The 23,886-nt window shown below is 61.7% G+C and carries 17 protein-coding genes and 1 tRNA gene; 5 read left to right on the top strand and 13 right to left on the bottom strand.

Annotated features, from left to right (window positions below):
• Positions 1 to 82 precede the first annotated feature (82 nt).
• The 5 genes from IGS61_RS09705 to IGS61_RS09685 all read left to right on the top strand — a co-directional run bounded on the left by IGS61_RS09705 (position 83) and on the right by IGS61_RS09685 (position 9,468).
• Positions 83 to 169 (top strand) — tRNA-Leu (locus IGS61_RS09705).
• Positions 170 to 465: 296 nt separating this feature from the next.
• On the top strand, positions 466 to 654 hold the full coding sequence (locus tag IGS61_RS09700; RefSeq protein WP_230539396.1) for a hypothetical protein: 189 nt from the start codon (positions 466 to 468) through the stop codon (positions 652 to 654).
• Positions 630 to 920, top strand: a complete 291-nt coding sequence (locus IGS61_RS09695) for a hypothetical protein (RefSeq protein ID WP_230539395.1) — start codon at positions 630 to 632, stop codon at positions 918 to 920. Before IGS61_RS09700 ends, IGS61_RS09695 begins: the two co-directional genes overlap by 25 nt.
• A 994-nt stretch (positions 921 to 1,914) precedes the next feature.
• Positions 1,915 to 4,188, top strand: a complete 2,274-nt coding sequence (locus IGS61_RS09690; protein WP_230539394.1) for a phosphocholine-specific phospholipase C — start codon at positions 1,915 to 1,917, stop codon at positions 4,186 to 4,188.
• A 237-nt stretch (positions 4,189 to 4,425) separates the two neighbouring features.
• The gene (locus tag IGS61_RS09685) at positions 4,426 to 9,468 is read left to right on the top strand and encodes a diguanylate cyclase domain-containing protein (protein WP_230539393.1); all 5,043 of its coding nucleotides are present in this window, start codon (positions 4,426 to 4,428) and stop codon (positions 9,466 to 9,468) included.
• 46 nt (positions 9,469 to 9,514) lie between these two features.
• Here IGS61_RS09685 and IGS61_RS09680 read toward each other — a convergent pair whose 3' ends face one another.
• From IGS61_RS09680 to IGS61_RS09620, 13 genes are all read right to left on the bottom strand, one after another.
• Positions 9,515 to 11,014, bottom strand: a complete 1,500-nt coding sequence (locus tag IGS61_RS09680) for a nucleobase:cation symporter-2 family protein (RefSeq protein ID WP_230539392.1) — start codon at positions 11,012 to 11,014, stop codon at positions 9,515 to 9,517.
• A 188-nt stretch (positions 11,015 to 11,202) separates the two neighbouring features.
• Complete coding sequence (locus tag IGS61_RS09675; RefSeq protein ID WP_230539391.1) at positions 11,203 to 11,343, bottom strand: hypothetical protein; 141 nt, start codon at positions 11,341 to 11,343, stop codon at positions 11,203 to 11,205.
• Positions 11,344 to 11,478: 135 nt separating this feature from the next.
• Positions 11,479 to 11,643: a hypothetical protein gene (locus IGS61_RS09670; protein WP_230539390.1), complete on the bottom strand. Its 165-nt coding sequence runs from the start codon at positions 11,641 to 11,643 to the stop codon at positions 11,479 to 11,481.
• Between the two features lie 140 nt (positions 11,644 to 11,783).
• Entirely contained in the window at positions 11,784 to 12,110 is a 327-nt protein-coding gene (locus tag IGS61_RS09665) for a hypothetical protein (protein WP_230539389.1), read from the bottom strand.
• Positions 12,107 to 12,622 (bottom strand): glycoside hydrolase family 19 protein, encoded by a 516-nt coding sequence (locus tag IGS61_RS09660; RefSeq protein ID WP_442908047.1) that lies wholly within the window; start codon positions 12,620 to 12,622, stop codon positions 12,107 to 12,109. The genes IGS61_RS09665 and IGS61_RS09660 overlap by 4 nt, the downstream gene beginning before the upstream one ends.
• Positions 12,619 to 13,047: a hypothetical protein gene (locus tag IGS61_RS09655; protein WP_034785835.1), complete on the bottom strand. Its 429-nt coding sequence runs from the start codon at positions 13,045 to 13,047 to the stop codon at positions 12,619 to 12,621. Before IGS61_RS09655 ends, IGS61_RS09660 begins: the two co-directional genes overlap by 4 nt.
• A 68-nt stretch (positions 13,048 to 13,115) precedes the next feature.
• The gene (locus IGS61_RS09650) at positions 13,116 to 15,101 is read right to left on the bottom strand and encodes a tail fiber domain-containing protein (RefSeq protein WP_230539388.1); all 1,986 of its coding nucleotides are present in this window, start codon (positions 15,099 to 15,101) and stop codon (positions 13,116 to 13,118) included.
• A complete protein-coding gene (locus tag IGS61_RS09645; protein ID WP_230539387.1) occupies positions 15,101 to 15,931 on the bottom strand; it encodes a hypothetical protein in 831 nt (276 codons plus the stop codon). The genes IGS61_RS09650 and IGS61_RS09645 overlap by 1 nt, the downstream gene beginning before the upstream one ends.
• A 33-nt stretch (positions 15,932 to 15,964) precedes the next feature.
• The gene (locus tag IGS61_RS09640; RefSeq protein ID WP_230539386.1) at positions 15,965 to 16,675 is read right to left on the bottom strand and encodes a hypothetical protein; all 711 of its coding nucleotides are present in this window, start codon (positions 16,673 to 16,675) and stop codon (positions 15,965 to 15,967) included.
• On the bottom strand, positions 16,672 to 16,962 hold the full coding sequence (locus IGS61_RS09635; RefSeq protein ID WP_230539385.1) for a hypothetical protein: 291 nt from the start codon (positions 16,960 to 16,962) through the stop codon (positions 16,672 to 16,674). The genes IGS61_RS09640 and IGS61_RS09635 overlap by 4 nt, the downstream gene beginning before the upstream one ends.
• The gene (locus tag IGS61_RS09630; RefSeq protein WP_230539384.1) at positions 16,959 to 17,813 is read right to left on the bottom strand and encodes a hypothetical protein; all 855 of its coding nucleotides are present in this window, start codon (positions 17,811 to 17,813) and stop codon (positions 16,959 to 16,961) included. The genes IGS61_RS09635 and IGS61_RS09630 overlap by 4 nt, the downstream gene beginning before the upstream one ends.
• On the bottom strand, positions 17,810 to 19,303 hold the full coding sequence (locus IGS61_RS09625) for a hypothetical protein (protein WP_230539383.1): 1,494 nt from the start codon (positions 19,301 to 19,303) through the stop codon (positions 17,810 to 17,812). The genes IGS61_RS09630 and IGS61_RS09625 overlap by 4 nt, the downstream gene beginning before the upstream one ends.
• Positions 19,300 to 23,841, bottom strand: coding sequence for a tape measure protein (locus IGS61_RS09620; protein ID WP_230539382.1), 4,542 nt, complete (start codon positions 23,839 to 23,841; stop codon positions 19,300 to 19,302). The genes IGS61_RS09625 and IGS61_RS09620 overlap by 4 nt, the downstream gene beginning before the upstream one ends.
• Positions 23,842 to 23,886 lie beyond the last annotated feature (45 nt).

The raw sequence follows: 23,886 nt of genomic DNA, 5'->3' as shown, positions 1-23,886 counted from the left end.
CCCACTTGTCGTCATGCCTTGCAGCGCCTGCCGGCAGAAGGTGGTGTAACGCCTATCTCTTGTGCTAGAATCTCGCCGCGCTGCCCGGATGGTGAAACTGGTAGACACTGGAGACTTAAAATCTCCCGCCTGTAAGGGCGTGCCGGTTCGATTCCGGCTCCGGGCACCAGCGCACAGAATTCAGAAACATAAAAAAAAAGCCATTAAACCCAATACAATCAACGGTTTAGTGGTTTTTTTACGTCCCGACATTTCCCCTTATTCAGAGTAAATCCGACAAGAACCTGTAGCGATTACGCCAGATTTACGCCGTGATTACGCCCCAACGAGAGGGATGCATGGCTTCGTTCAGGAAACGGGTTGGCGGTTGGCGGGCAGAGATCGCCATCCACGGCACTCGGGAATCTAAAACATGCAGCACCATGGCCGAGGCGGTGCAACGCACCGGGCTTCACCGACGAGCCTATGACGACGAAGAGCCAGGCCGTGGCTGTCGCCGCCTACCTCTTCGCCATCGAAACGGCGATGCGAGCCGGAGAAATTTGCGGCCTGATGCCAGCCTGGGTTGACGGCGCCGTCGCCCGCTTGCCTGCCTACCTCGGATCAACAAAAACGGCGTGCGGCGTGACGTGCCGCTATCGACGCGCGCGCTGAAACTACTGGCGCTGCTGCCGGACTCCGGCGATGCGCCATTGTTCGGTATTGCCGCCTCGCTCGATGCCCTGTTCCGCAAAGCGCACGAACAATCCTGCATCGAAGGGCAAACCCTGCACGACAGCCGGCATGCAGCCATCACACGATTGGAAATAGAATTAAACGTGCTGGACCTGGCGCGCATGGTCGGCCACAGAGATTTGCGCATGCCCCATATCTATGCCACGAGAGCACCGAGGATATGGCGATCACGCTTGGATAGATAAGGCAGTGATCAGGCAATAAAAAACCGCCCGAATGAACTGAAACCCGAACGTTGGATACCGGCGCCTCTGCGCAGTCACATGGCAGGGAGCCATAAGATGGCTTCTCTGCTGAAGAACTGCTTTTAATCAACATCATTGATTACAGGACGAATAAGCTTCAATGCATGACGCAGCAATGATGTGCATGCAGAGTGGGGCCTCTGTTTCAGTGCATTGCGCATCGCTACAAATGTTTTTCAAGATGACCTTATGCCAGGCTTTTTTCTAGTGCTCCACCCATTCATCTTTCTGGATAAGATTTAGAGATTTCATTCGGTTTCCTCAAGAAGCATAGATTAATTCATCGGCCGCCATTCCCTGCGGCGCGTTCATCTGAGACAATATAGTTACTCTCCCAGGCCGCCATCGATCATGCAAAAGAACTTTTCCGACCTTGAATCCCCCGTCAAGAAAAAGCAGATCCGACGCGACAGTGTCCTGTCCATGATCGACAGCGAGTCCCCCTTGGGGCATGTTGCTCGGCACCGCTTGACAGGAAATGGCTGGAGCGGTTCGCCGTTCGCCCCTTTGAGACTTCAACCTCACCAAGAAAAGAATTGACCAGCACTTCCCTGGTTCCGGGTATTGCAGTGCAATGTCCACGAACAAACCTGCGACAGTGGCCAAGACTGGGTGATCACGCAGCACACCCAGGCAGGTCGTTGCGTATGCAATCAACCTTTTGGCCTAACCAAATGAAAACAGCTTCCCCAACCTTGCGTCTGTCGCGTGACCGTCTCCGGCTCGTCCTGTCCTTGTCATGGCTATGCGCATTGACAGCCTGTGGCGGTGGAACCTCAGCCTCGGCTCCGACTCTGAGCCCCAGCCCTCCTCCGCCCCCATCGACGTGCGAGAAGTCGCAATGCGCCCCCACGCCCTGACATGGTAACCGCCAGGCACCCTTCGCCACCGGATCACCTATCCACCCAACATCGTTACCTGCGGCTACTCCACCATGTCTACAAACAATTCCAAACGCCAGTTCCTGCGCAATTCGTTCGGCACGATGGCGTCCCTTGCAGCCTTGTCCGCATTTCCGCCGGCGATCCGGCGCGCCCTGGCCATAGAAGCCAATAACGTCACGGGGACGATCAATGATGTTCAGCATGTCGTCATGATCATGATGGAAAACCGCTCATTCGATAGCCACTTCGGCACCTTCAAGGGCGTCCGGGGATACGGTGACCGATTCGTCGCGCCGTCGCCGAACGGGAGCAACATCATGTACCAGACCCATACCCAGCCAAAATCTGCCGGCACGTATATTCCCTTCCATCTTGATGAAACCAAGGGCAACGCGCAACGCGCCGGCAGCGCACCGCACTCATGGGGCGACTCGCAGGCGGCGTGGGATCATGGCCGGATGAATCGTTGGCCAGACTCCAAGGGTTCCCTTTCCATGGGATATTTCGATACGGCGGAGGTGCCGTTTCAACGCGCGCTGGCCGATGCCTTCACCGTCTGCGACCACTATCACTGTGGCATCCACGCGGGGACAATTGCAAACCGGCTGTTCTATTTTACCGGCACAAACGGTCCCAACGGCCGGAACCCCATCGATGGCAAGAAAGTGGAGATAGCGGCACTCGACAACCAGTACAACATCGGCAACAACATCGGGCCTTCGAGCGAAGGATGGACCTGGACGACGTATGCGGACCGCCTGGAAAAGGCCGGAGTGCGCTGGAAGGTGTACCAGAGCCTGGTCGACAACTTTGGCTGCAACGAAATGACCAGTTTTCGCCACTGGCGCGCTGAAATTGAAAGACTTCCCGCCAATCGCCGTCCGCTCCATGCTCCCTCCTCCGACATCAGACAGGATGTCACCCGCGCCGGCCCATTCTATGACGCCAGCATCGACGACGCCCTCAGCCCGTTGGCCAAGGGATTCCACAACACCATGCCTCACGGCTTCCTGGAAACCTTCCGCGAAGACATCTCCAACGGCAAGTTGCCAGCCGTTTCCTGGATCATTGCGCCTTCGGCCTACTGTGAGCATCCTGGATACTCCAGCCCTGCCCAAGGCGGCTGGTATATCCAGCAGGTTCTCGATGCGCTCACGGCGAATCCTGAGGTGTGGAGCAAGACCGTGCTGCTGATCAACTATGACGAGAACGACGGTTTCTTCGATCACCTTCCACCGCCGTGCGCGCCCTCGGTCAATCCTGACGGCAGCGTCGCAGGTGCCACTACGCTCGACAAGGCCGACATCGCGGTCGAGTATCACAACCACAAACCGGCGACCAATCTTCAACCAGGCATCGATGGTCGGCCGTACGGCCCAGGAATGCGTGTGCCGATGTGGATCGTCTCACCGTGGAGTCGTGGCGGCTGGGTCAACTCGCAGGTCTTCGACCATACCTCAGTGCTGCAATTTCTTGAGAAGCGGTTTGGCGTCCTCGAGCCGCAGATCAGCGCTTACCGGCGCGCCGTCTGTGGCGACCTGACCACTTGCTTTAATTTTGTGAACCCGAATACGGGGGCGTTGCCAACGCTTACCGGGCACGGCAGCAAAGCGGATGTGGATGCGCTGGCACTAAGCCAGGGCAAGGCGCGCACGCTGGCGAGACCGTTGGCATCTACTACAGCCAAGTTACCGGTGCAGACGGCGGGTACCCGTCCATCGCGCGCCCTGCCGTATGTATTACATGTAACGGCTCGGGCCGACGCAGGCGCAGGCGCAAAAAAAGTGACGTTGGTGTTTGCCAACGACAGCAGCAACCAGGCCGGCGCGGTGTTTCACGTGTATGACGAATTGCATCTGGACCGGATCCCGCGGCGCTATGTCGTAGAGGCCGGCAAGACGCTGGAAGGCAGCTGGGAAGTTGCGTCCGATAACGGTGCGTACCGCTTGTGGGTGCTCGGCCCCAACGGCTTTCATCGCCACTTTGCCGGTGACCTCAAGGAACAGGGCGATCCCCGAGGTCCGGAAATTCAAGCCTGCTACATGAGGTGCAGCCCTACTGAACTCGTACTCAAACTGCACAACAAAAGCAGCGCGCGTTGCATATTCACAGTATCGGCAGAAGCATATCGCAGCGATGGCCCGTGGACCATCGAGGTAGCCGCCGGTGAGGTAGGATCGTATCACTGGCCGCTGGCCGACAGCGGCAACTGGTATGACTTCTCCGTTACCTGCAGTACTCAGAAGACTTTCCGGCGCCGCGTCGCGGGACGAATCGAAAATGGCAAGGATTCCGTGAGCGACCCATCCCTGGGACGCTCATAACTCAAAAATTGGTCCTGAATTGACAAAGCTGCGGCGCATGATCCACCCGATGTGGAGATGCGCCGTTGTTCCGTACGGCCCCCGGACTCGCCTGCCTCCACTGACTTTTTTACAACACCCCGCCCCCACCCTCCCTTCCCCCAAGCCCCCTCCTGATATAATACTTACAACCAAGCAATACCCCGAAATGTGCGCCTCAAGGCTCCCGCAACCGTCTGTGTACCGCTAGCCCAGCCCATGCGCTCCCTTTTCGACCACGAGATCATCAAACAGCTGCACAGCGGTGCCCGCTCACGGGTTTACCGCGCCAGGGCAGCAGATGGCACGGCGCTGGTCGTCAAGAAACCCAATCAGCAGTTCCCCTCTTTTCAGCAAGTGGCGCAATTCAAGCGCGAATATGCGATCGCGCGCCGCTGCCGCCATCCTGGCGTGGCGCATCCACTGGCGCTGCAGCTGCACGGCGGGCACTGGACGATGATCGTGGAAGATAGCGGCGGCCAGGCGCTCGACCAGGTGTTGCACACGCAGCTGGCGGCGCGCAGGACGCCGTCGCAGCCCGCGTTGGCGCTGGACGACTTTTTCGACATCGCGCTGCAACTGTGCGCGGCGCTGGAGGCCGTCCATCGTCAGGGCGTGATCCACAAGGATATCAATCCCTCCAACCTGGTGTGGAATGGCGAGCGGCGCCTGCTGCAGCTGATCGATTTCGGCATCGCCTGTGAACTGCCGTACGAAAGCCATGGCATCGTCAATCTCCAGACGCTGGAAGGCACGCTGCGCTACATGGCGCCGGAACAGACGGGGCGCATGAACCGGCGGGTCGATTGGCGCGCCGATTTCTATGCACTGGGCGCCACCTTCTACGAATTGCTGGCCGGCCAGGCGCCGTTCGAGACAGGCGACGAGATGGAACTCGTGCATTGCCACATTGCGCGCAGTCCGGACTGGTCGCACCCGGCGCTGGCAAGCTTGCCGGGCCAGCTGCAGCCGATCATCCAGCGGCTGCTGGAAAAAAATGCCGATCAGCGCTACCAGAGCTTGCAGGGACTGCGCAGCGACCTCGAAGCATGCCGCGCGAAAAAGCCGGCCCAGGCGCTCAAGCTGTCCGACCACAACGGCCGCTTCCTCGTGCCGCAAACGCTGCATGGGCGCGAGGATGCCATCGCCATGCTGCTGGCGGCGTTTGAACGCAGCACCGCGGGCAGGTGCGAGATGCTGCTGGTGGCCGGCCATTCCGGCATCGGCAAGTCGGCAGTCGTCAACGAAGTGCAAAAGCCCATCATCGCCCGGCGCGGCTGTTTCCTGTCCGGCAAATTTGACCAGCTCCAGCGCGACATGCCGTATGCCCCGCTGATCCAGGCCTTCCAGGGGCTGGTGCACCAGCTGCTGGGCCAGCCCGAGGAAACGCTGCGCCAGTGGTCCGCCAAACTGCACGCGGCCCTGGGCAGCGGCATGGGCGTGATCGTCGAACTGATTCCCCAGCTGGCCTTGATCGCCAGCCCCAGCGACACGACGCCCGCGTCGGCGCCGGCACAGGCCCAGCTGCGCCTGGACCGCCTCTTCCCCCGCTTCGTCGAAGTATTCGCCTCTGCCGGGCATCCGCTGGTGCTGTTCCTCGACGACCTGCAATGGGCCGATGCGGCCACGCTGCGGATGATCGAACTGCTGATGGTCTCGTGCGACAAGAGCTGCCTGCTGTTCATCGGCGCGTACCGCGACAACGAAGTGGGCCCCGCGCATCCGCTCATCGCGCTGCGCGACAAGCTGCGCGCGCGCGAGGTACGCCTGTCGACACTGTCTCTGGGCGCGCTGAGCGAGCCGCAGGTGGCGCAAATGGTCTCGGCCACCGTGCGCGTGGCGGCCCCCGACTGCGCGCCGCTGACCAGCATTTGCTACCGCAAGACGGCCGGCAATCCCTTTTTCCTCAACCAGTTCCTCGTTGCGCTCAATGAAACGGGCCATCTGCGCTACCGGTCCGAGGGCGATTGCTGGGACTGGGACTTGCCCGCGATACAACAGGCCAAATATACCGATAACGTGGTCGAGGTGCTGCTGGAGAAAATCCGCCGCCTGCCCGGCGTCACGCAGCACCTGCTGCAACTGGCCGCTTCCTGCGGCAACCGCTTCACGCTCGACACGCTCGCGCTGGCAATGGAGCGCACGCCCCGGCAAACGCAGCAAGACCTGTGGCCGGCGCTCAGGGCAGGATTGATCCAGCCGCTCGACGAACGCTACAAGTACGTCAATGGCGACACCGATGCGGCCAACAGCGGCGTCGCTTACCGCTTCCTGCACGACCGGGTGCAGCAGGCCGCCTATCTGGTCGCCGATGACGGCGCGCGCGCGGCCAATCATCTGCTCATCGGCCGCCTGCTGCTGCGGCATGCGACGCCGGAGCGTCAGGACGAGTCGCTGTTCGAGATCGTCGAGCAGTTCAACGCCGGCCGCGCGCTGATCAACGATGCGGGCGAGCGCCTGCGGCTGGCAACGCTCAATCTGCAGGCCGGCGTCAAGGCACGACGTTCCGCCGCGTTCCAGTCCACCCTGGAGCACATGCGGATCGGTCTCGGCCTGCTGCCGCCACAGGCGTGGGAAGTCCACGCCGGGCTCTGGCTCGACCTGCAGCTCGGTGCTGCCGAAGCGGCCTACCTGTGCGGCCAGTTCGATGCCGCGGAGGCGATCTACCCGCTGGTGCGCGCCCGCGCCCTGAGCCCGCTGCCGCAGCTGCGCTGCATCGCCATCCAGGCGCACCAGTATCAATTGCAGGGCCGCCTGCTTGACGCCATCGCCGTGCAGCGTGACGGCCTGGCGCAGCTGAACATCGACATTCCGCACGAGGTGGCGCACATGAAGGCGCGCTTCGCGGACATTCTCGCCGACATCGGGCGGCTGCCTGGCGCGCATGCGCCCGAGACCTTGCTGGCGGCCGACGATATGTGCGAGCCGGACGCGGTGGCCGCGATGCAGATGATGCAGGGACTGTGGATGGCCAGCTACTACGCCGGCCAGCAGGATCTCAGCGCGCTGATGGTGGTGTCGATGACGCGGCTGTCCATGCAGCGGGGGAACAGCGATTTCAGCGCCGTCGCCTATGTCGGCTACGCGCTGATGCTGGTTCTGTACGGCGGCGACGTCGCGCGCGGCTACGCCTTCGGCGCGATGGCGATGGCGCTGGCCAGGCGCCGCGACAACCTGCAGACGCGCACGCTCACGGGCCTGATGTTCGGCGCGCTCAGCAACCACTGGACGCAGCCGCTGCGCAGCTCCGACGCCCTGTACGAAGAAGCGTTTGGCTGGGCGCTGGAAATCGCCGATTTCGTCCAGGTCGGCGTGGTGGCTGCCGTGCGCGCCACCGACCGTATCATCCTCGGCGACTACCTGCCGCACCTGATGCACGACATCGAGCACGACCTGGCGCTGATGCGCGCCAACGGCCAGCAGGCGATGGCCGATTGCTGCGTCGCCGCCGCGGTCCAGCCGATCAAGTGCCTGATGGGCCTCCTGCCCCGTCACGACAGCTACGACGATGCTGCCTTCAGCGAGACGCGCTTCCTCGATCGGTATGGCGGCTCGCAGCTGTACCGCGCCTACTTCTTGCAAGGGAAGATACGCAACGCCTATCTGTTCGACGGCTCCGACGCCGAGCTGCTGGCCGGCCAGCTCGGCATCGTCACCCAGATCATGCGCGGCCAGGCCAAGGTTGCCGAGTCCAGCTTCTACGCCGCACTGATCCTGATCCGCGCCTTGCGGCGCGCTCCCGCGCGTCCCGATACGGGCGATGTGCTGGCCGTGATCGGCACGCTGCAGGGCAATCTGGCCGAGTGGGCCAGGCAGGGCTCGGACAATAGCGCGGCCAAACATCTGCTGGTGATGGCCGAGATGGCACGCTACCGGCAAGACCTGCAGTTGGCCACGCGCTGCTACCAGCAGGCGATCGACGCGGCCGGCCTGGCAGGCTACGTCAACGTGCAAGCGCTGGGCAATGAGCTGTGCGGCGAATGCTGGCATGACCAGGGACAGCCGCGCGTGGCGGCCGTCTTCATCCGCGACGCCATCGCGCGCTACGGCCAGTGGGGCGCGGAGGGCAAGGTGGCGCAGCTGCGGGCGCGCCACGCTGCGCTGCTGTCCAGAATGGACGGCCGCAGCACCCAGCCGCATTCAGTCTCCCACACGCACGGCAGTTCCGCGCTCGACCTGGTGTCGCTGCTGAAGGCGGCACAAATCCTGTCGAACGAAGTCGGCCTGCGCAACGTGCTGACGCGCCTCATTTCCATCGTCTGCGAAAACGCCGGCGGACAGGTAGCGCGCCTGCTGCTGCTCGCCGAAGGCAGCTACCAGCTGGAGGCCAATATCGATGGCGATGTGACCACCGTGCTGCAGTCGCGCCAGCTCGACCTGAACGCCGCCAGCGACCCGCAGTTCCCGCTGTCGCTGCTGCGCTACGTCATCCGCACTGGCACCGAGGTGATCGAGGACTCCATCATGGCCGTCTCGCGCTTTGCCGCCGACCCCTACGTGCAATTGCAGCGGCCGCGTGCCGTCATGTGCCTGCCGATCCGGCACGGCGGCCAGATCGGCGGCATCCTGTACTTCGAGAACCGGCTGGCCGACGCCTCGTTCACGGAAGAACGCGTGGCGTTCCTGCGCATGCTCGGCGCACAGGCGATGATCTCGATCTCCAGCGCCAGGCTGCATGACAGCCTGGAGCGGCGCGTTGCCGAACGCACGGAACAGCTGGAGGACGCCAACCGCAAGCTGGCGACCCTGTCCATCACCGACGGCCTGACGGGCCTTGCGAACCGGCGCCATTTCGACGACGTGCTGCGCACCGAATGTGCGCGCGCCACGCGCGTCAGCCAGCCGCTTGCCGTCATCATGCTCGATGTCGACTACTTCAAGCGCTACAACGACCGTCACGGCCACCAGGCCGGCGACGCCTGCCTGGTCCGGGTCGCGCAGGCGCTGGCGGCAGGCATGCGGCGCGCGGGCGACCTGACGGCGCGCTACGGCGGCGAAGAGTTTTCCATCGTGCTGCCGAACACCGGCGCGGACGAAGCGCGCCAGACCGGCGAAGCGCTGCGGCGCGCCATCGAAGCCCTGGGCATCGCCCACGCGAGCGCGGAAGCGCAGCATGTGACGATCAGCGTCGGCATCGCGGTCCAGCCGCCACCGGGCGCCGCCGATCCGGACACCCTGTTGCGCCTGGCCGATGCCGCGCTGTACCAGGCCAAGGATGCGGGGCGCAATTGCGTGGTGCTGAGGACTCTGCCGCCTGGCTGACCGGCATGCGGCGCGTGCCATTTATATCAGGACACGGGGCGGCACCTTACTCGCTGCCATGACTGTTGTCGCGCGCCTGCTCCCGCGCACTTTCCTGCGACGCCAGGCCGTTGAAGAACAGATTGAGCAGCACGGCGACGATGGCGGCCAGCAGGATGCCGCTGTGCAGCAACGGCGACAGGGCCTTGGGCATGTGCTGCGCATACTGTTCCGCCACCAGCGGCAGCATGCCGAAGCCTATAGCCAGGGCGACAATGAACAGGTTGTTGCGGTTGCTCTTGTAGTCGACGCCGGCCAGGATGCGGATGCCGGTGGCGGCGACCATGCCAAACATCACCAGCCCTGCCCCGCCCAGCACGAACGCCGGCACGGCTTCGGCCGTCTGCGCAATCTTCGGAATCACGCCCATCACCAGCAGGATGAGGCCGGCCGCCACGCAGACCCAGCGGCTGCGCACGCCCGTCACGCCCACCAGGCCCACGTTTTGCGAGAACGAGGTGTACGGAAAGGTATTGAAGATGCCGCCGATCAGGGTGCCCAGGCCGTCGACGCGCAAGCCGCGGCTGATGTCGGCCTGCGTGATGCGCTTGTCCGTCATCTCTCCCAGCGCCAAAAACATGCCCAGGGACTCGATCATGACGACGATCATCACCAAACTCATGGTCACGATGGCGACCAGGTCGAAGGTCGGCATGCCGAACTGGAATGGCGTGACGATGGCAAAGGCCTTGGCGCCGGCCACCTTGGCGAAATCGGCCTTGCCCAGCGCAAACGACAGGGACGTGCCGGCGATGATGCCGATCAACACGGCGATATTCGACAGGAAACCGCGGCCATACTTGGCCACCAGCAAGATGACGGCCAGCACGAAGAAGGCGATGCCCATGTTATCCAGCGCGCCGTAGCCGGGGTTGGCGATCAGGGGCACGGGGCCGGCTGGCGCGGGCAAGCCGGCCGCCGTGGCGGCAGCGGCCATCTTGAGGAAGGCGGGATCGGCGATTTGCGCCATGGCGGGCGGCCCGCCCATGGCCCAGTTCACGCCCACGCGCATCAGCGACACGCCGATCACGGCAATGATGCTGCCCGTAACCACGGGCGGAAACAGAACCAGCAGGCGGCTGATGAAGGGCGCGATCAGCATGGAGACGACGCCGGCGCCGATCACGGCGCCAAAGATGCCGGTGATGCCCAGGGCGGGATTGTTCGCCATGGCCAGCATGGGACTGACGGCGGCAAAGGTGACGCCCATCATCACTGGCAGGCGGATGCCGAAGTACTTGCCGATGCCCAAGGACTGGATCAGGGTCACCAGGCCGCAACAGAACAGGTCGGCACTGATCAGCGCCGCCACCTGTTCAGGCGGCAGCTTGAGGGCCCGGCCGACGATCAGCGGCACGGCGATGGCACCCGCATACATGACGAGCACGTGCTGCAAGCCCAGAGTAAACAGCTTGCCAGCTGGCAGGATTTCATCGACGGGGGACGGGGCGGCAGGCGTTGCGCCGGGCACGCTGCGGTGGATGGATTTCAGGCGGGGAGTAGCCATTTACGCTCCATTTCCTGGGTTACCGCGCCCCGGATGGGCGCAGGCACAACGGAAAAGCAAGAGAGAAACGGGAAGACAGGAACACACTGGCGGCGGATGAGGCATGCGAAGCTCCTTGGATGGGATGACCAAGGTATGCCATGCACGCATCGTGCCAGGTGGATTGTATACAGGAATTGTGCCGAAAATCACCAGAGATCGCGCAATTTGACGGCGGATGCACCGTTTTCTCGCATGCCGCCCCGCGCCTGCACCAGAAGGCGGCAGCGCTGGCAGGCCATCGGTGAGGGGTGAATGAAGCTTGGAACGCCAGTCAAAATCTGCTGCATGTCGTAATTCACGGCCCGCCACGCTCACTGCCTCGGCGGCCACGTACTTCGTGCAGTTGCGCTTCTTGAGCAAACGGGGAGGCGCCGGACCCTCCTTCCTTTCGCTACGGTTTTGTCAGGCGTTGTCAGGCGCTGTTAGCCCCCGGAGCAGGCATCGAGCAGCGTTTCCAGGTGGCGTACATGGGCGGCACGCAATTGCTCGCGCGCCAGCAAAGCTTGCACTTGCTCGAAGATGCCATGGGACGGCACCGGCGGCAAGGCGGGCGCGACGGGGCGCGTGGCTATGCACGACGCACTCATGGGCCAAGCTTCCACCTTCGATGCCGGCACCCATGCCGTACAGCCGCTCAGCAAACTCAGCAGCAATAGCTCGGCGGCGCACTGGACACTCCGCCGCCCTGCCCGCCACCGCACCCTCCGTTCATTCTCACGCGGCGGCTTCATGGCATTTCGCTGGCGATCAGCGCCTCGGCGGCAAGGCAGGCATCACCTTCGGACCGCAGCGCCAGGATGCGCGCCGCAGCCGCTTGCGCATCTGCCTGTCCGGTCTGCGCCTTGGCCAGTGCCTGCCCTACCCGCGCCGACCGGCGCGCGCCCTCCTCCCGCATCGTATTCAACGCCTGGTTCTGGCGCTTCAACACGGCTTGCACCTCCAGCACTTGCGCCGCGCACGCGGCACGGCCCGTCTCATGGCCCCAACGCTGGGCGCAAAACACGGCCGCGCCCAGCAGCAACAGCATGGCCAGGATGCTCAACGACGGCTTCATGCCAGCACCTTGCGCGCTGTTTGATACAGGGCCAGACGCTCGGCCAGGCCATTCACGCCACCATTGATGCGGCGCGTCACCCGTTCCTGGTCGCCCGCATCGGCCAGGTGGTTCAAGCCGCGCGATTGCCAGAACCAGCCCGCCGAGCGACACGCGAAAGTCGCCGCCTCCAGCAACTGCGGCGCCGCCAGCAGGTCGAGGCCCAGCGCCACGCCGCACGCGGCATAATTGGCGCGCCCCGTCACCTGCAGCAAGCCACGCCCCTTGAAGCGCACGCCATCACCGGCGATCACATTGCCCAGGTCGGCGCGCCCTTCATAGGCCGCGCCGCTGGCCAGCTCGCGCACGTAACGCAACTGTCCCGATTCGTGACCGACCTGCGCCAGGAACGACGCTTGGCGCAGCGGTGTATCGATGCCGAATTCCATCATCGCCGCATTCAGTGGCACCAGGAACAGTGTAGCGCGACGGCCGGCCAACGGCATGATCTGCATCAATTGGGCGCCGGTCACAGCATGCCCCGCACATCCTTGACGGCAGCGGCCGCATCGGCCGCCAGTTCGCCGATGTCCTTGCCGCGCCGCTTGTCGAACCAGCGCACGCAGGCACCCAGCACCCACCAGGCAGGCAAGCCGGCCGCCACCATCAGCGGCGCGGCGATGAATAAAAACCCCGTGGCGGGGTCGCCGCCATACAGGCCCGCCACGGTCTTGGCGCTGTCGAACAGGCTGGGCCACCACGACAGCACGGCGGCCACGAGCACAGGGCCGAGAAAGGTGGAAATGATGATGCTGGAACAAAAACGAATAAATGCCTCCTTGGTGGATTGGGGCCACATGAACATGAAGCCCAGCGACGTGGCGGCGGCGCCGGCCAGCACGGGCACGCCAAACAGTTTGATCAATGCGCCGCCAGCGGCGGTGGTTTCGAGGGCCATGGTTGCCTTTCAGATGGTGGAAATGAAAAAACCCGCCGAAGCGGGTGGAAGTGGTAACAAGTAGATGGCTAGCCAGCAAGCTCAAGCGCAGCAAGCCGGAGTTCCAGCTGATCCTGGCGGGCGGCCTGGCCACGCGCGATAAACAGATTTAATTCATCAGGACGGAAACTGTAGATACTGCCGGCGGGTTGAACTACCGTTCGAGCAGCTTGAACCGCGCCAGGTGCGGTATTTCCCACAGTGAGCACTTCGTCGTGGGCCTCAGCAGTATCCGTGGCTTCATGGTGGTTCACAACAGGTGGGGGCATTTGATCCGGCGGCTGGATCTCTGGGTGCTCGGTGGTTTTTTCACCCCACTCGTCATAGCAAATAAAGCCGTAGGCGAACGGATCGAGCTGGTGGCTTTCCATGACTGCGATTGCCCGCTGCACCGTCATGCCAACATGCTGACGCGCTGCAGCTCCCTTCTCCTTCACCGCATCCAGGAAGCGATACTTACCTATTTCTCTGGCCAGTTGGCTTGCAGCCGCGATTTCGTGCTCAGACATGGCAACGACTGCCGATTTATGCCTGGCATCGGATGTCTGAACCGTACCAGAAGACGCGTATACATTTGTCCAGCGCCGGTTGAAGCTGCCCAACCCAATCACATTGTCTTCGAATGGGTAGACGAAATCTCCTTGCACGCAAAGTATGGCAGTTAAAACACCGGCTCGCTTTACTGCGATATTGAAACCACCCAGTATTGCATTATTATCAAACCAGGCACGTCCATGCTCGATCGCATTGTTATAACTAAAAATATACGATGCCTGGCCCTGCGCCGCATCTAATGCCAGTGCCGAGTAACCCGCGACTGATTTGACGGCCAATGAATTCTGGCCCGGCGCATTTACCTGAAACCCTCCCGGGAACAAGGTCGCGTCTGATGTACTTGTTCTGAAGTAAATGGTCCCGGCACTGCTCGGCTCGTAGTTAATCATCGCAAATTGACCATTGGAATTCTTCAGGATATCCGCCGAGGTGGATCCTCCTCCCGATACAGCCTTTGTAATCAGCCGTATGATCGAGCAATTGCCAGTTCCATTGGCCTCATTCACCACATCCAGATACCTGTAGCCAACAACCGGACGCTGCTCTCCCACGCTCACGTTGCCGTTGACACCAAGAGTCATGGTGTTGGCACTACCGGTATAAAACTTCAGGGGAAGGTAACTTCCCGTACCAATTTGTGAGGAAGAAAGCCTGACACTATCGGCTCTGATTACGCCTAGCGAGGCCAAGGAGGTATTCTGCGGATTATCATCGGCATAGGCATTGAATTGGGCGACCGTCCCGGTACCGTTAGGAATCGCACCAACAATCGTGGAACTATTGGCGCTTGTCGTGCGCAACAGCACACGGGCATCGTGAATCGCATTGGAGAAATCCCCGCCGATGACACCGCCAAACACCGCGTTATATGCATTGGCTTTCAATGACAACGCGCTGTCCACCGCGGCGCTAACTGGTTTTGACGCGTCTGCGGTATTGTCTACATTCCCCAGGCCAACATCAACTTTATTGCCGGAAATAGCCACCTTGGCCAGGCTGGTCGTTGCCGCCTTTTTCAGCTCAAGCTCATTCAGCGCCGCCTGCACATTCGTCGCAATAATCCCCCCCACCGGCGTGCTGCTTATCTGCGACGCCACGTTGGACGGTATCGTCACCCAGGCGCCAGCCTGAAATACGCGCAGGCAGCCGCCGTTCAGCACCGTGTCCCAGTAGGTCGCGCCGGCCAGCAGCGCGCCGCCATTATGGTCAACGTCTGGCGGCAGCGACTTGGCGCCAAGATAGCGCGCGTCGAGCGAAGCAAACGCGGCGCCTGCGGATACGGCTGATGCCGATGCTCTACCCGCATCGGCGCTGGCACTAGTTGCGGAATGTGCTGCCTCCACCGCAGCTGCCGTAGCTGCAGCTGCATTGCGCGGAATATCCGCGATGTCACGAGCAAGCGCCAACTCATTGAGCTTGCGCACATAGTCCGTTTGCCCGGGATAAAAATTGGCTGGCATCAGATTTCCTCTACAGTAATGGATGTGGAATAACGTTCGAATTGCGGCGTGGTGACGGCAATCGCCTCGGGCAGCTTGCCGTACACCTGGTGATCCTGCTCCAGCAAGGGGTCGTCGGATTCCGGAAAGAGGCTGATGAAGACCGGACGCGACTTGCCATTGCCGCGCAAGATGGCCATCAACTTGCTGCGGTCGGGTGGCGACATGGCAGTCAGGCTCAGAGCCAGCTTGCGGCTGCGCGGTCCCACATTCGTCAGCAAATCACCGCCCTCGTTGCGGTAATGCTGGCTGGCGTCGTCGGCCGTCACCGAAGCGCCATAATCGGCATTGCTTTCAGGCGACCAGTACATGCCGGCGACCAGACGCGACGCCTCGATGTAGCCGGCAGGATTGAGCGCGTCATCGATGTCAATTTCCAGCTTTTCCACCCAAGCCGGTGCAAACCAGATGCGCCCGTAGGCGCCGCCGCCATACGAAAAGGCGTTCACACCCAAGGGTTCAAGACCCCAGTCCCAGGCACCCAGCGGCTGGTGCGCACAGGCCTGCACCGTGCCAGTGTCGAATGCGGGTGTCGAATCGCTCGCCAATACGTAGCCGCGCACACGCAAGGTGGCGGCCGAACTCAAGTTGCAAAATGGCAGCGCTAAGGCGCCGATCAAAGCGGTCGAGGGAAAAACAGCGCGCAGGGTGGCGCTCGTGCCTGTGGATCGCCATACTTCGGATTTAATGTCCGTCAACAGGTTTGCTGCGGTGAGCCCCCCCGACTGGCTCGATGCCGTGATGACGGCCAGGTCAGACGCATTGTGGTGGATGATGCGTAAATTCGTCATAACATATTCTTTCCTGTGATTTGCAAAATATCTCTACGGCAGGAAGCTTCCATCTATTACCAGGAATGGCGAAGGATGACTTACCGTTGAGTCTTTACCCCGCTGGCCTTGCGATTCAATCCTCTTGAATGTGAGCCCTGCCGAATATCCCACCGTATTGTTCGCGGTGCGCAAAAGAAAATAGCGGCGATTCGTCAGGATGTAGCCAGGCTCAAGATCAAAATACGAAACATTGTAGAAAGGCGCATTTCCAATGGCGATTGGACGGTCAACGGGAGGAATCCTGACACTTTCACCCAGCGATCCGGACGCAATCGGGAAAGTGATATTCGGCGTGCCAAAATCATGGGTCACGTAGTGCTCCTTACTATGCCGTAAGATCAAACCAAACTTTGAGCGTGCCTGGGATATGGTGGAAAAGGCCCAAACATCTACAGCTTCCTGCCTGTCAAATTTTTCCCAATCTCCTCCGGCACCGCAATACACCCCCACCATATGGACACCATCCTGATACGATGTGCCAAAAATTCCGACACGCCGGCCAAGCGGCAAATCGAACGCCCACAGCACCGGGCGATCCGTGGCAAACGTATATTGGGAATAGCCTGTCTGCCATGCGCCATCCTTGTAGTAAGGCTGCACAATTTTCAAAAAATTCGCTTTACCTATGCAGGCGGTACCAGGGGTATCGCTATCGACAACAAGATCACCAGCGGCATTCAGAATGCGAAGTGTATTTGTCATTTCAAATACACCCCCGCTGTCGTCGTACTGGTTGATGGCAAACCGCTGCTAACGGGAAAAATAAAACGCGGATAGCCAAGTGTTTCGTCATAGGACCACTCCACATGATTTTGCCCATCGCCATACACCACCATCGGCATGCGGCCACGCGGCAAGCCAGGAAAGATGATGGTTTTTCCTGTCGCCGGAATGGCGAAGATCCCAAGACAGACTCCGCCTGCCGCCTGCCGTGAATCGAATATCACCCGGCCTGTATCGGTACGGAGTATCAACGCGGCGGCCCTCATAAAGCCATGCCCAGTTCTATCACCGCCCGGCCATCTTTATTGAACACGTAAAATCCGTTCGCATTGAGTTCAATTCGTTGATATCCAGTCACCTCGCTGGGCGTCGAACGCAAATAAAACGTGCCATCCGCATTAATGACGACATTGCCATTGGCGGACTTGCAAGTGTCGCTGAAGGTCAACGCCCCCGTCTTGGTCGAAATCGCCTCCAGCGAGCCAAACTTGGCATAACTCTGGAACGGCGTCGTCCACACAGTCTGCTTCGTCACCGGATCGTAGTTGCCGCTGGACTGAAACCACACCTGCCGTTCCGCCGGTGCGCCATTGATGGCCGCGCCCCAGGGGCGCGTCTCGCCCCAGGTACCCACGGGGGGATAGGCGTCGCCCTGTACCGTTACGCTGGCCGGATCGAAGGCCAGCGCATAGCCGTCGATCAGCGTGAAGCACTGACGCGCTGACTTGCCGCTGCTGCCATTCGAGCCAGGCACGCCATTCGCGCCGTCCTGCACTTTATTGACGATCTGCTGCACCGTGAACGTCACGCCGCTGTCGTGCAGCAAGGTGGCGGTAACGGTGACCTGCTGCACCGACATGGCGCTATAGGCAAGGCTGCGCATGTTGCCGCTGCCGCTCAGGACGCCGCCAGCGCTACAGCTGAATTGCACCGTGCCGGGCAAATTGATTTGCGTGGCCTTGAAATTGATGGCGGCCGGCGAGCCGGCGCCGCTGGTGCTGACGTGGAACACGGGCGTGTCCACCGTCAGCAGCAGCGCGGCCCCCGCTTCCGGCGCCGTCAACCTTGGTGACGTTGCCTGCAACAGCACGTCGCGGTCATTCATGATGGTACTCATACGACAAACCCCACTTTCACATGTCCAGTCAACCAATCCGGGGCCAGTGATACAACCTGCCCCGCCACGCCGTTTTCCATGCCAAAGCGTGGATGCGTGACTGTCACGGCCTGTCCCAATTCCAGCGCCAGCATCTCCGCCGTGCCGTCGAATTCGTAAACCATGCGCGGCACGCGGCCAATTGCCAGGCGGCGCTGCGCCTCTGCCTCGGCATCGACGCGGCGCAGCAGCATGGTGTCCTGCTGCAGCGGTTCCGCGTCGAGCCGGTAGGCCGCCTGTATCGCACTGTCCGCAAGGGTGGCCGTCAGCCACTCCGTTTCAAACAAATCCTTGTGCTGAACTGGGATACCGGTCAGCAAACCCGTTTGCACGGTCCAGTTCTTGCAGAAGCCCAGCTTGACGGATGCCATCGGTGCGCTGCGGCTGACTGGCGTCAGGCTGCCCGCCACCATGTGCTGCGGCCCTACCTGCGTCGGCGAGCCGGCGGGAGGCAGGCTGATTTGCAGCAGCCGCAGCTGCCCCAGGCGGGACATCACCAGCTGCGCGCCCAAGCTGGACGCCAGCATCTGGCAGGCATTGAGCACATTCGTGCGACCGGCCAGAAACAGGCCCACCGCTTGCGGATGCGCGGCATCAAACGCCGCCAGGTTGGCCGTATCGAGGTCGCCATCGGCAAAGCGGTCGCCCGCCTTGCCGTAGCCTGTCGCCAGGCGCCGCACCAGCGCGGCCACCGTATTGGCATAGGCGCCAGGACGATCGCCCTGCACAGTCACGGTAACTGTCCCGGCAGGCGGCGCCGCCAGGATGACGGTGCCCCTGGCCTTGTCAGCCGCCATTCGTACCGGCAACCCGTTGTCGCGCACTTCGATGATCCCTTGGATGGCGCCGTCATGCACCTGGTACTGCAGCAAGGCCGGATCGGCCAGCAGCGGCGTGATGTTGTGCACCTCGCCAAAGGCCAGCGGCAGCACGGCGTCCTTGTTCGGCGTCGCGCCCCCCAGCTTGGCCTCGCTGACAGGCGTATTCAGGCGTTGCAGCTTGTCGCGCAGTTTCAGGGCCAGCCTGTCACGGCCTTTCGGCGCGATGTCGGCCACCACGCCATTGAAGATCATGCGAAAGTCACCGCGGAGCCAGCGCGGATCGCCGATCCAGGCACGAATCGGACGGTTCATCCACACATCATCGAGCCAGGCATCACGGATGCCGGACGGATTGTGGATCTCGATGTCGCCCGCCGACAGACTGGCCTCGCCGTCCAGCGAAAGCTGTTCGGTGAACTGCATGCCCGTCGAGACGATGGACTGGTACGCCAGGTTCGGCGGCGTATCGTCGGGCGCCGTGACATACGCACCCGTGCTCAGGAAACGGGTACGCTCCTGTCCACCGCTGTACACGGCCACCTCGATCAGCACCAGACGGCGCGCCGAGGGATTGCGCAGCCACGCGGTGAACTGCGCGTCGCTCATGGCCCCATTCAAGGTTTCGTTCATACTATGCTCGCTTTCGATTGACTGGCCCAGACCGTGGCACGGGCCGCTTCCAACGCGCCGGCTGACACCTTGTCGGCGGCACGTTCATTGGCGTCGTAATTGCTGCTGATGATGGCGCCCGTCTGCTGGTCCTGATCGGCGCGCAGCTGGCGCACTTCCTCGCGCAAGCCCTTGATCTCTGCCACCAGCACTTCGTTGACGCCGTCGCCGGCACTGAAATAACGCTGCATCGCTTGCGCCGCCGGCGCGTCGACCACCACCTCGTCAACGGCGGCAAGCGGCATGCCGAAAGCGGACGCGAACTGCATCCCGCCTGTAATATCGACGTTGCCACCTGCCCGCAATGCCGCGCCCAGCGCATCGACCGCTTCCTTGATGCCGACCGCCGTCTTGTTCAAATTGATCAACTGCCCTACCTGCGTGTCGAGGGCCGTCAACTGCTTCTGCGCATCGCTCATCTGCGTGCCGGCAATCGCAGCCAGCGCCGCCAGGTCAGCCTGCACCCGTGCCGCATCGGCCGCATAGGCATCGCTCGATGATTTCACTACTTGGTTCGCCGTCAGGTACGCCGTGGCCGCCGCCGTCAGCGCCGATTGCGCCGCCGCGTCACCCGTCTTCGCCTTGGCAAGCGTTTCCTCATACTGGCGCTGCGCCTCAGCCATTTTCTGCATTGGCGTCAGGGTCGACAAGCTGCCCAGCAGCAGGGAATCCTTGAAAGAGCGGATGCCATCGCCGAAGGTTTTCAGGCGATCGATGGTGGATTTGAGGGCGGAGGATTCCGTCTCGTAGGCGCTGGCGATGTCTTGCCGCGCCTGCAGCTGGTCATATAGCGCCCGGTTGGAAGCATCGACCAAAGTACGCTCGCGGACACGCAATTGCGCCGAAGTCATCGTCATCTGGTCGAGCTTTTCCTGGATGCCCTTGCGCTCGTCGGCGATACCCTGCTCCGATTTGGTCAGGTCTTCCGTCGCCGCATGCGTCTTCGCAAATGCATCGGCCAGTGCCATCAGGCCCGCATACTGCTCGGCGCCCGTCTTGGTGGCCAATGCGCCGGAATTGGCCAGTTGCAAGACCGTGTCCTTGAATTGCGCGCGCGTGGTCACGCTGGCATAGCCCAGGGCTGCCATCTGTTCCGTCACGTGCTTTTGCACTGGCGCCAGGCGCTCGGCTTCGGTCAGGTAGTTTTCGGCAAAGAACGCGGTCCGATTTCCCAGTGCTTCCACACCGCCGGCAGCCTTGACCAACTGCTCGCGTGCCGCCAGGGACGCCACGCCAACGGCGCCGAATGCCTGCTGTGAGGTGCTGCCCAGGGTAGCCAGCACCGCATCGACAACAGCGTAGTGGCCTGCCAGACGCTGCAGCGCGGCGCTCGCCGACTCGCCTTTCATGCTCAGCTGCGACAGCGATGGCACCAGTTCCTTTGCCATCGCATCGCCGACGCCGGTAAAGAAGTCGGCAATCGCTTTCTGGTTCGCGGCGTCGTCCTTGGTCATGACAATATTGAGCGACTGCGTGCGCGTGGCCAGGCTATCCGTGTTGACGCCCAAGGTGCTGGCGAAGGCGCCCGTCACCGCCTTCATCTGCGCATACGTATCGCCAAGCGATGCCGCCAGCTCGGCATCGACTTCAGAGCGGTCCGTACCTTTTTTATTCTTGCGGAACAGGCCGCCCTTCTGGGTCCAGTTCGAATAACTCTCGCCCGTAAAACCATCCGCACCGAGGTTGCCGGAAATACCGGCGCTGCTGACCTTTTTCTCACCCATGCCGAACAGACGGTTCGCTGCTCCGCCCAGCAGGCCACCCACCAGCGCGCCCACGGCAGTACCTACCACCGGGAAAACGCTGCCAACGACAGCCCCGATCGCCGTGCCAGCATTGACGATGCCATTGCGGCCATATTCCCCTGAAATCATCTTGCCGCCATACACGCCGCCCATGACGCCGGCGGCGACGCTTGCCGCCGCGCCCGCACCGGTGGCGAATGCGCCATTGGCCCCGGCCGTGTATGGGGTGCCTTGCAGCATGCTCATGCCACGTTGCACGCCATTGGCCACCGAAGTACCAATACCGGAAAGTCCGCTGGACAGCGAATCGTAGATGCCCTTCGCCGAACTCAGGAACGACTGGATACCTCCGCCGTTGGCCACGCTGCCCTGCGCCTGCGCCGCGCCCGGATTCAGGAACGAGGCAAAGCCAGCCGCGATGGGCGACATGATCGGTTGCAGCACGAGGTTGTTGAACATGCTCTTCAACTTGTCCTTGAACATCGTCGCCAGGTTCTTGCCGCCTTCGAAGCCATTCATGAAGGCGTCAGTCAGCGATTTTTCAATGTCCTTGGCACTGGCAGCCCAATCATCGGAGGCCTTCTTGGCCGCAGCGGCAGACGCTTCCTTGGCGGCCAGTTCTTCCGTCGCCGTCATGCTGCGCTGCTTGGCATCGATCAGAGCATTCAAATACTCGATCTGCGCCGCATTTTCCTTGCCCACCGCCAACGCAGCGCGCTGTTCCTTCAGCAGCGCCATTTCGTTTTGCGCGATGGCGGCTTTGCTCATGCCATACACCGCTACCAGCTTTTCGCCAGCTTCGGCCTCCTTGACGGCATCGGCAACGGCTTGCGTCCGTGTATCGGACAGCGCTTTCGCGTCTGCCAGCGCCAGCTCCGCCGCTGCCCTGGCCATCTTGTCCACCTCGATCTCGTCGAGATGGGCCTGTATCACCTTGCGCCTGACGTCGAACCCCGCCTGCTGCGACGCGGTCACTTTGCTCGTCCGATCCGCCAGGATTTCTTTCAACCGATAATCGAACTGTTGTGCCTCATTCAGCTCGGCATAACCTTCGGCCTCGCGCTTCAGGTCGCGGGCTTTACCACGCATGTCATCCATCATGGATTCGAAAGGCGTTGGCGGAGCGGGAGGCATCGGCACGCGTGTAGCCGGTCCATTCTTCGGTTTGCCCTCCGCGCCTTGCTCCTCAAGCTGCTTCAGCTTGCCGCGCAGCTCATCGAACTCACTCTGGAGCCTTGCCAGGCTGCTGTCCAACCCGGCCTTGTCCAGGGACTTGTATTTCCCCGTGCGATTGCGCACCGCCTCCATTTCCGTCGATATCTCTATCATGCGCGCGCCAGCCGGGGTATCCAATCCCTGCCCGGACACGCCCAGCTTTGCCAGCTCATTGCGCTTTGCCAGCTGAACCATCTGCTTGTCGAGTTCAGCAATGATATCTTTGGTACTTTTGCGCATGGGCTCTACGGCCTTCTCCGCATTGTCCTTCGATGAATTCCCCCACATATTCCAGGCAGTAACACCTAATCCTACGACAGTCACCAGCAAGCCGATATAACCGCCCATGAATGCCAAGGCTCCCTTCAGCACCCCAGCAGCCACGGATGCTGCGCGCGTTGCAGTCGTTTGCGCCACCAATGCAGCCGCATGGGCCTCGGCGGCAACTGCAGCGCGGGCCTGGGCCGGGATCAGTCCATTGGTGGTCAACGCCAGCGCCACGTCGGCCTGGCTGGCGCGTATCGTCGCTTGCAATTCAGCCACGCGCGCGGTCGCCAGTACCGAGGTGGCGGCGGTCGCCGTCACATCGGCATTCGCCGCCGCCAGGGTGGATGCAAGCAAGGCCCGGTTGGCCGTGACCTTGCTATACGTAGCCACGACGACGCCGGCAGCCCAGGCGCCAAATTTCGCGGTGGTCAGCGTTTCCAGCACGCCAACGACCAGGGTCAGGTTATTCGACAGAAATTCGAGGCCGCTCGTCATCAGGCGCACGGCGCCGGTCGACTCCGCCTGTCTCGCCGTGAATTCCATGACGTTGTTGCTCAAGACGGTAAAGCTGCCACCGATAGTTTCGAACTGCACAGCTTCCTTGCGCAACTCGCCCAGCGCGTTCGGCAGCGCGACGGCCATCACGTCGGCAGTGATCAATCCTGCGCCAGCAAGCCCGGCGAACGCTTCCTTCGACACGCCCAGGCCAGCGGCCATGGCCGCCATGACTTCGGGGGCGGCCTGGCTGATGGCGTTAAATTGCTGGCTGCTCAGGGCACCATCGGCGAAGGCATCGGACAGCCCCTTGACGGCGGTAGCGGAATCGGCCGCGGAGGCGCCGCTGACCTTGACGCCCAGATTGAGGGCCTCGGTGATGCCGGCCACTTCGGCCTGGCTGATGCCCAATTTCTTGGTCGCATCGTTCATTTGGGCATACAATCCCGCCGTAGCGGCAAGGTCTGTCTGCCCCGAGGCGGCAATGCGCTTGACATTGTCGTACGCCTCGCCATATTCCTGCGTGGAACTGGTCGACATGCGCAATTGCGCTGTCAGTTTCGTATATTCATCAGACAGTTTGACGATCTTGCCAATACTGTTGGAAATACCCAGGTTGGAGAGTATCTCCGTGTATTTTTTCGTGACATCTTCGAGTTTAAACGTCGAATTGGCAGCCCGCTCGCTGGCCTCGCGCATGCGTTCCAGGTCATCTGCCGCGATGCGCACATTGAGCGTATCGATGCGTATCTGTAATGTTTCAATTTCAACGGTCATAATTTACCCATAAAAAAAGCCACCGATGGGTGGCAATGCAAATCA

Source organism: Janthinobacterium sp. FW305-129 (assembly GCF_020858115.1).
Classification (GTDB): domain Bacteria; phylum Pseudomonadota; class Gammaproteobacteria; order Burkholderiales; family Burkholderiaceae_D; genus Janthinobacterium.
This window is presented reverse-complemented; position numbering and strand designations above follow the sequence as displayed.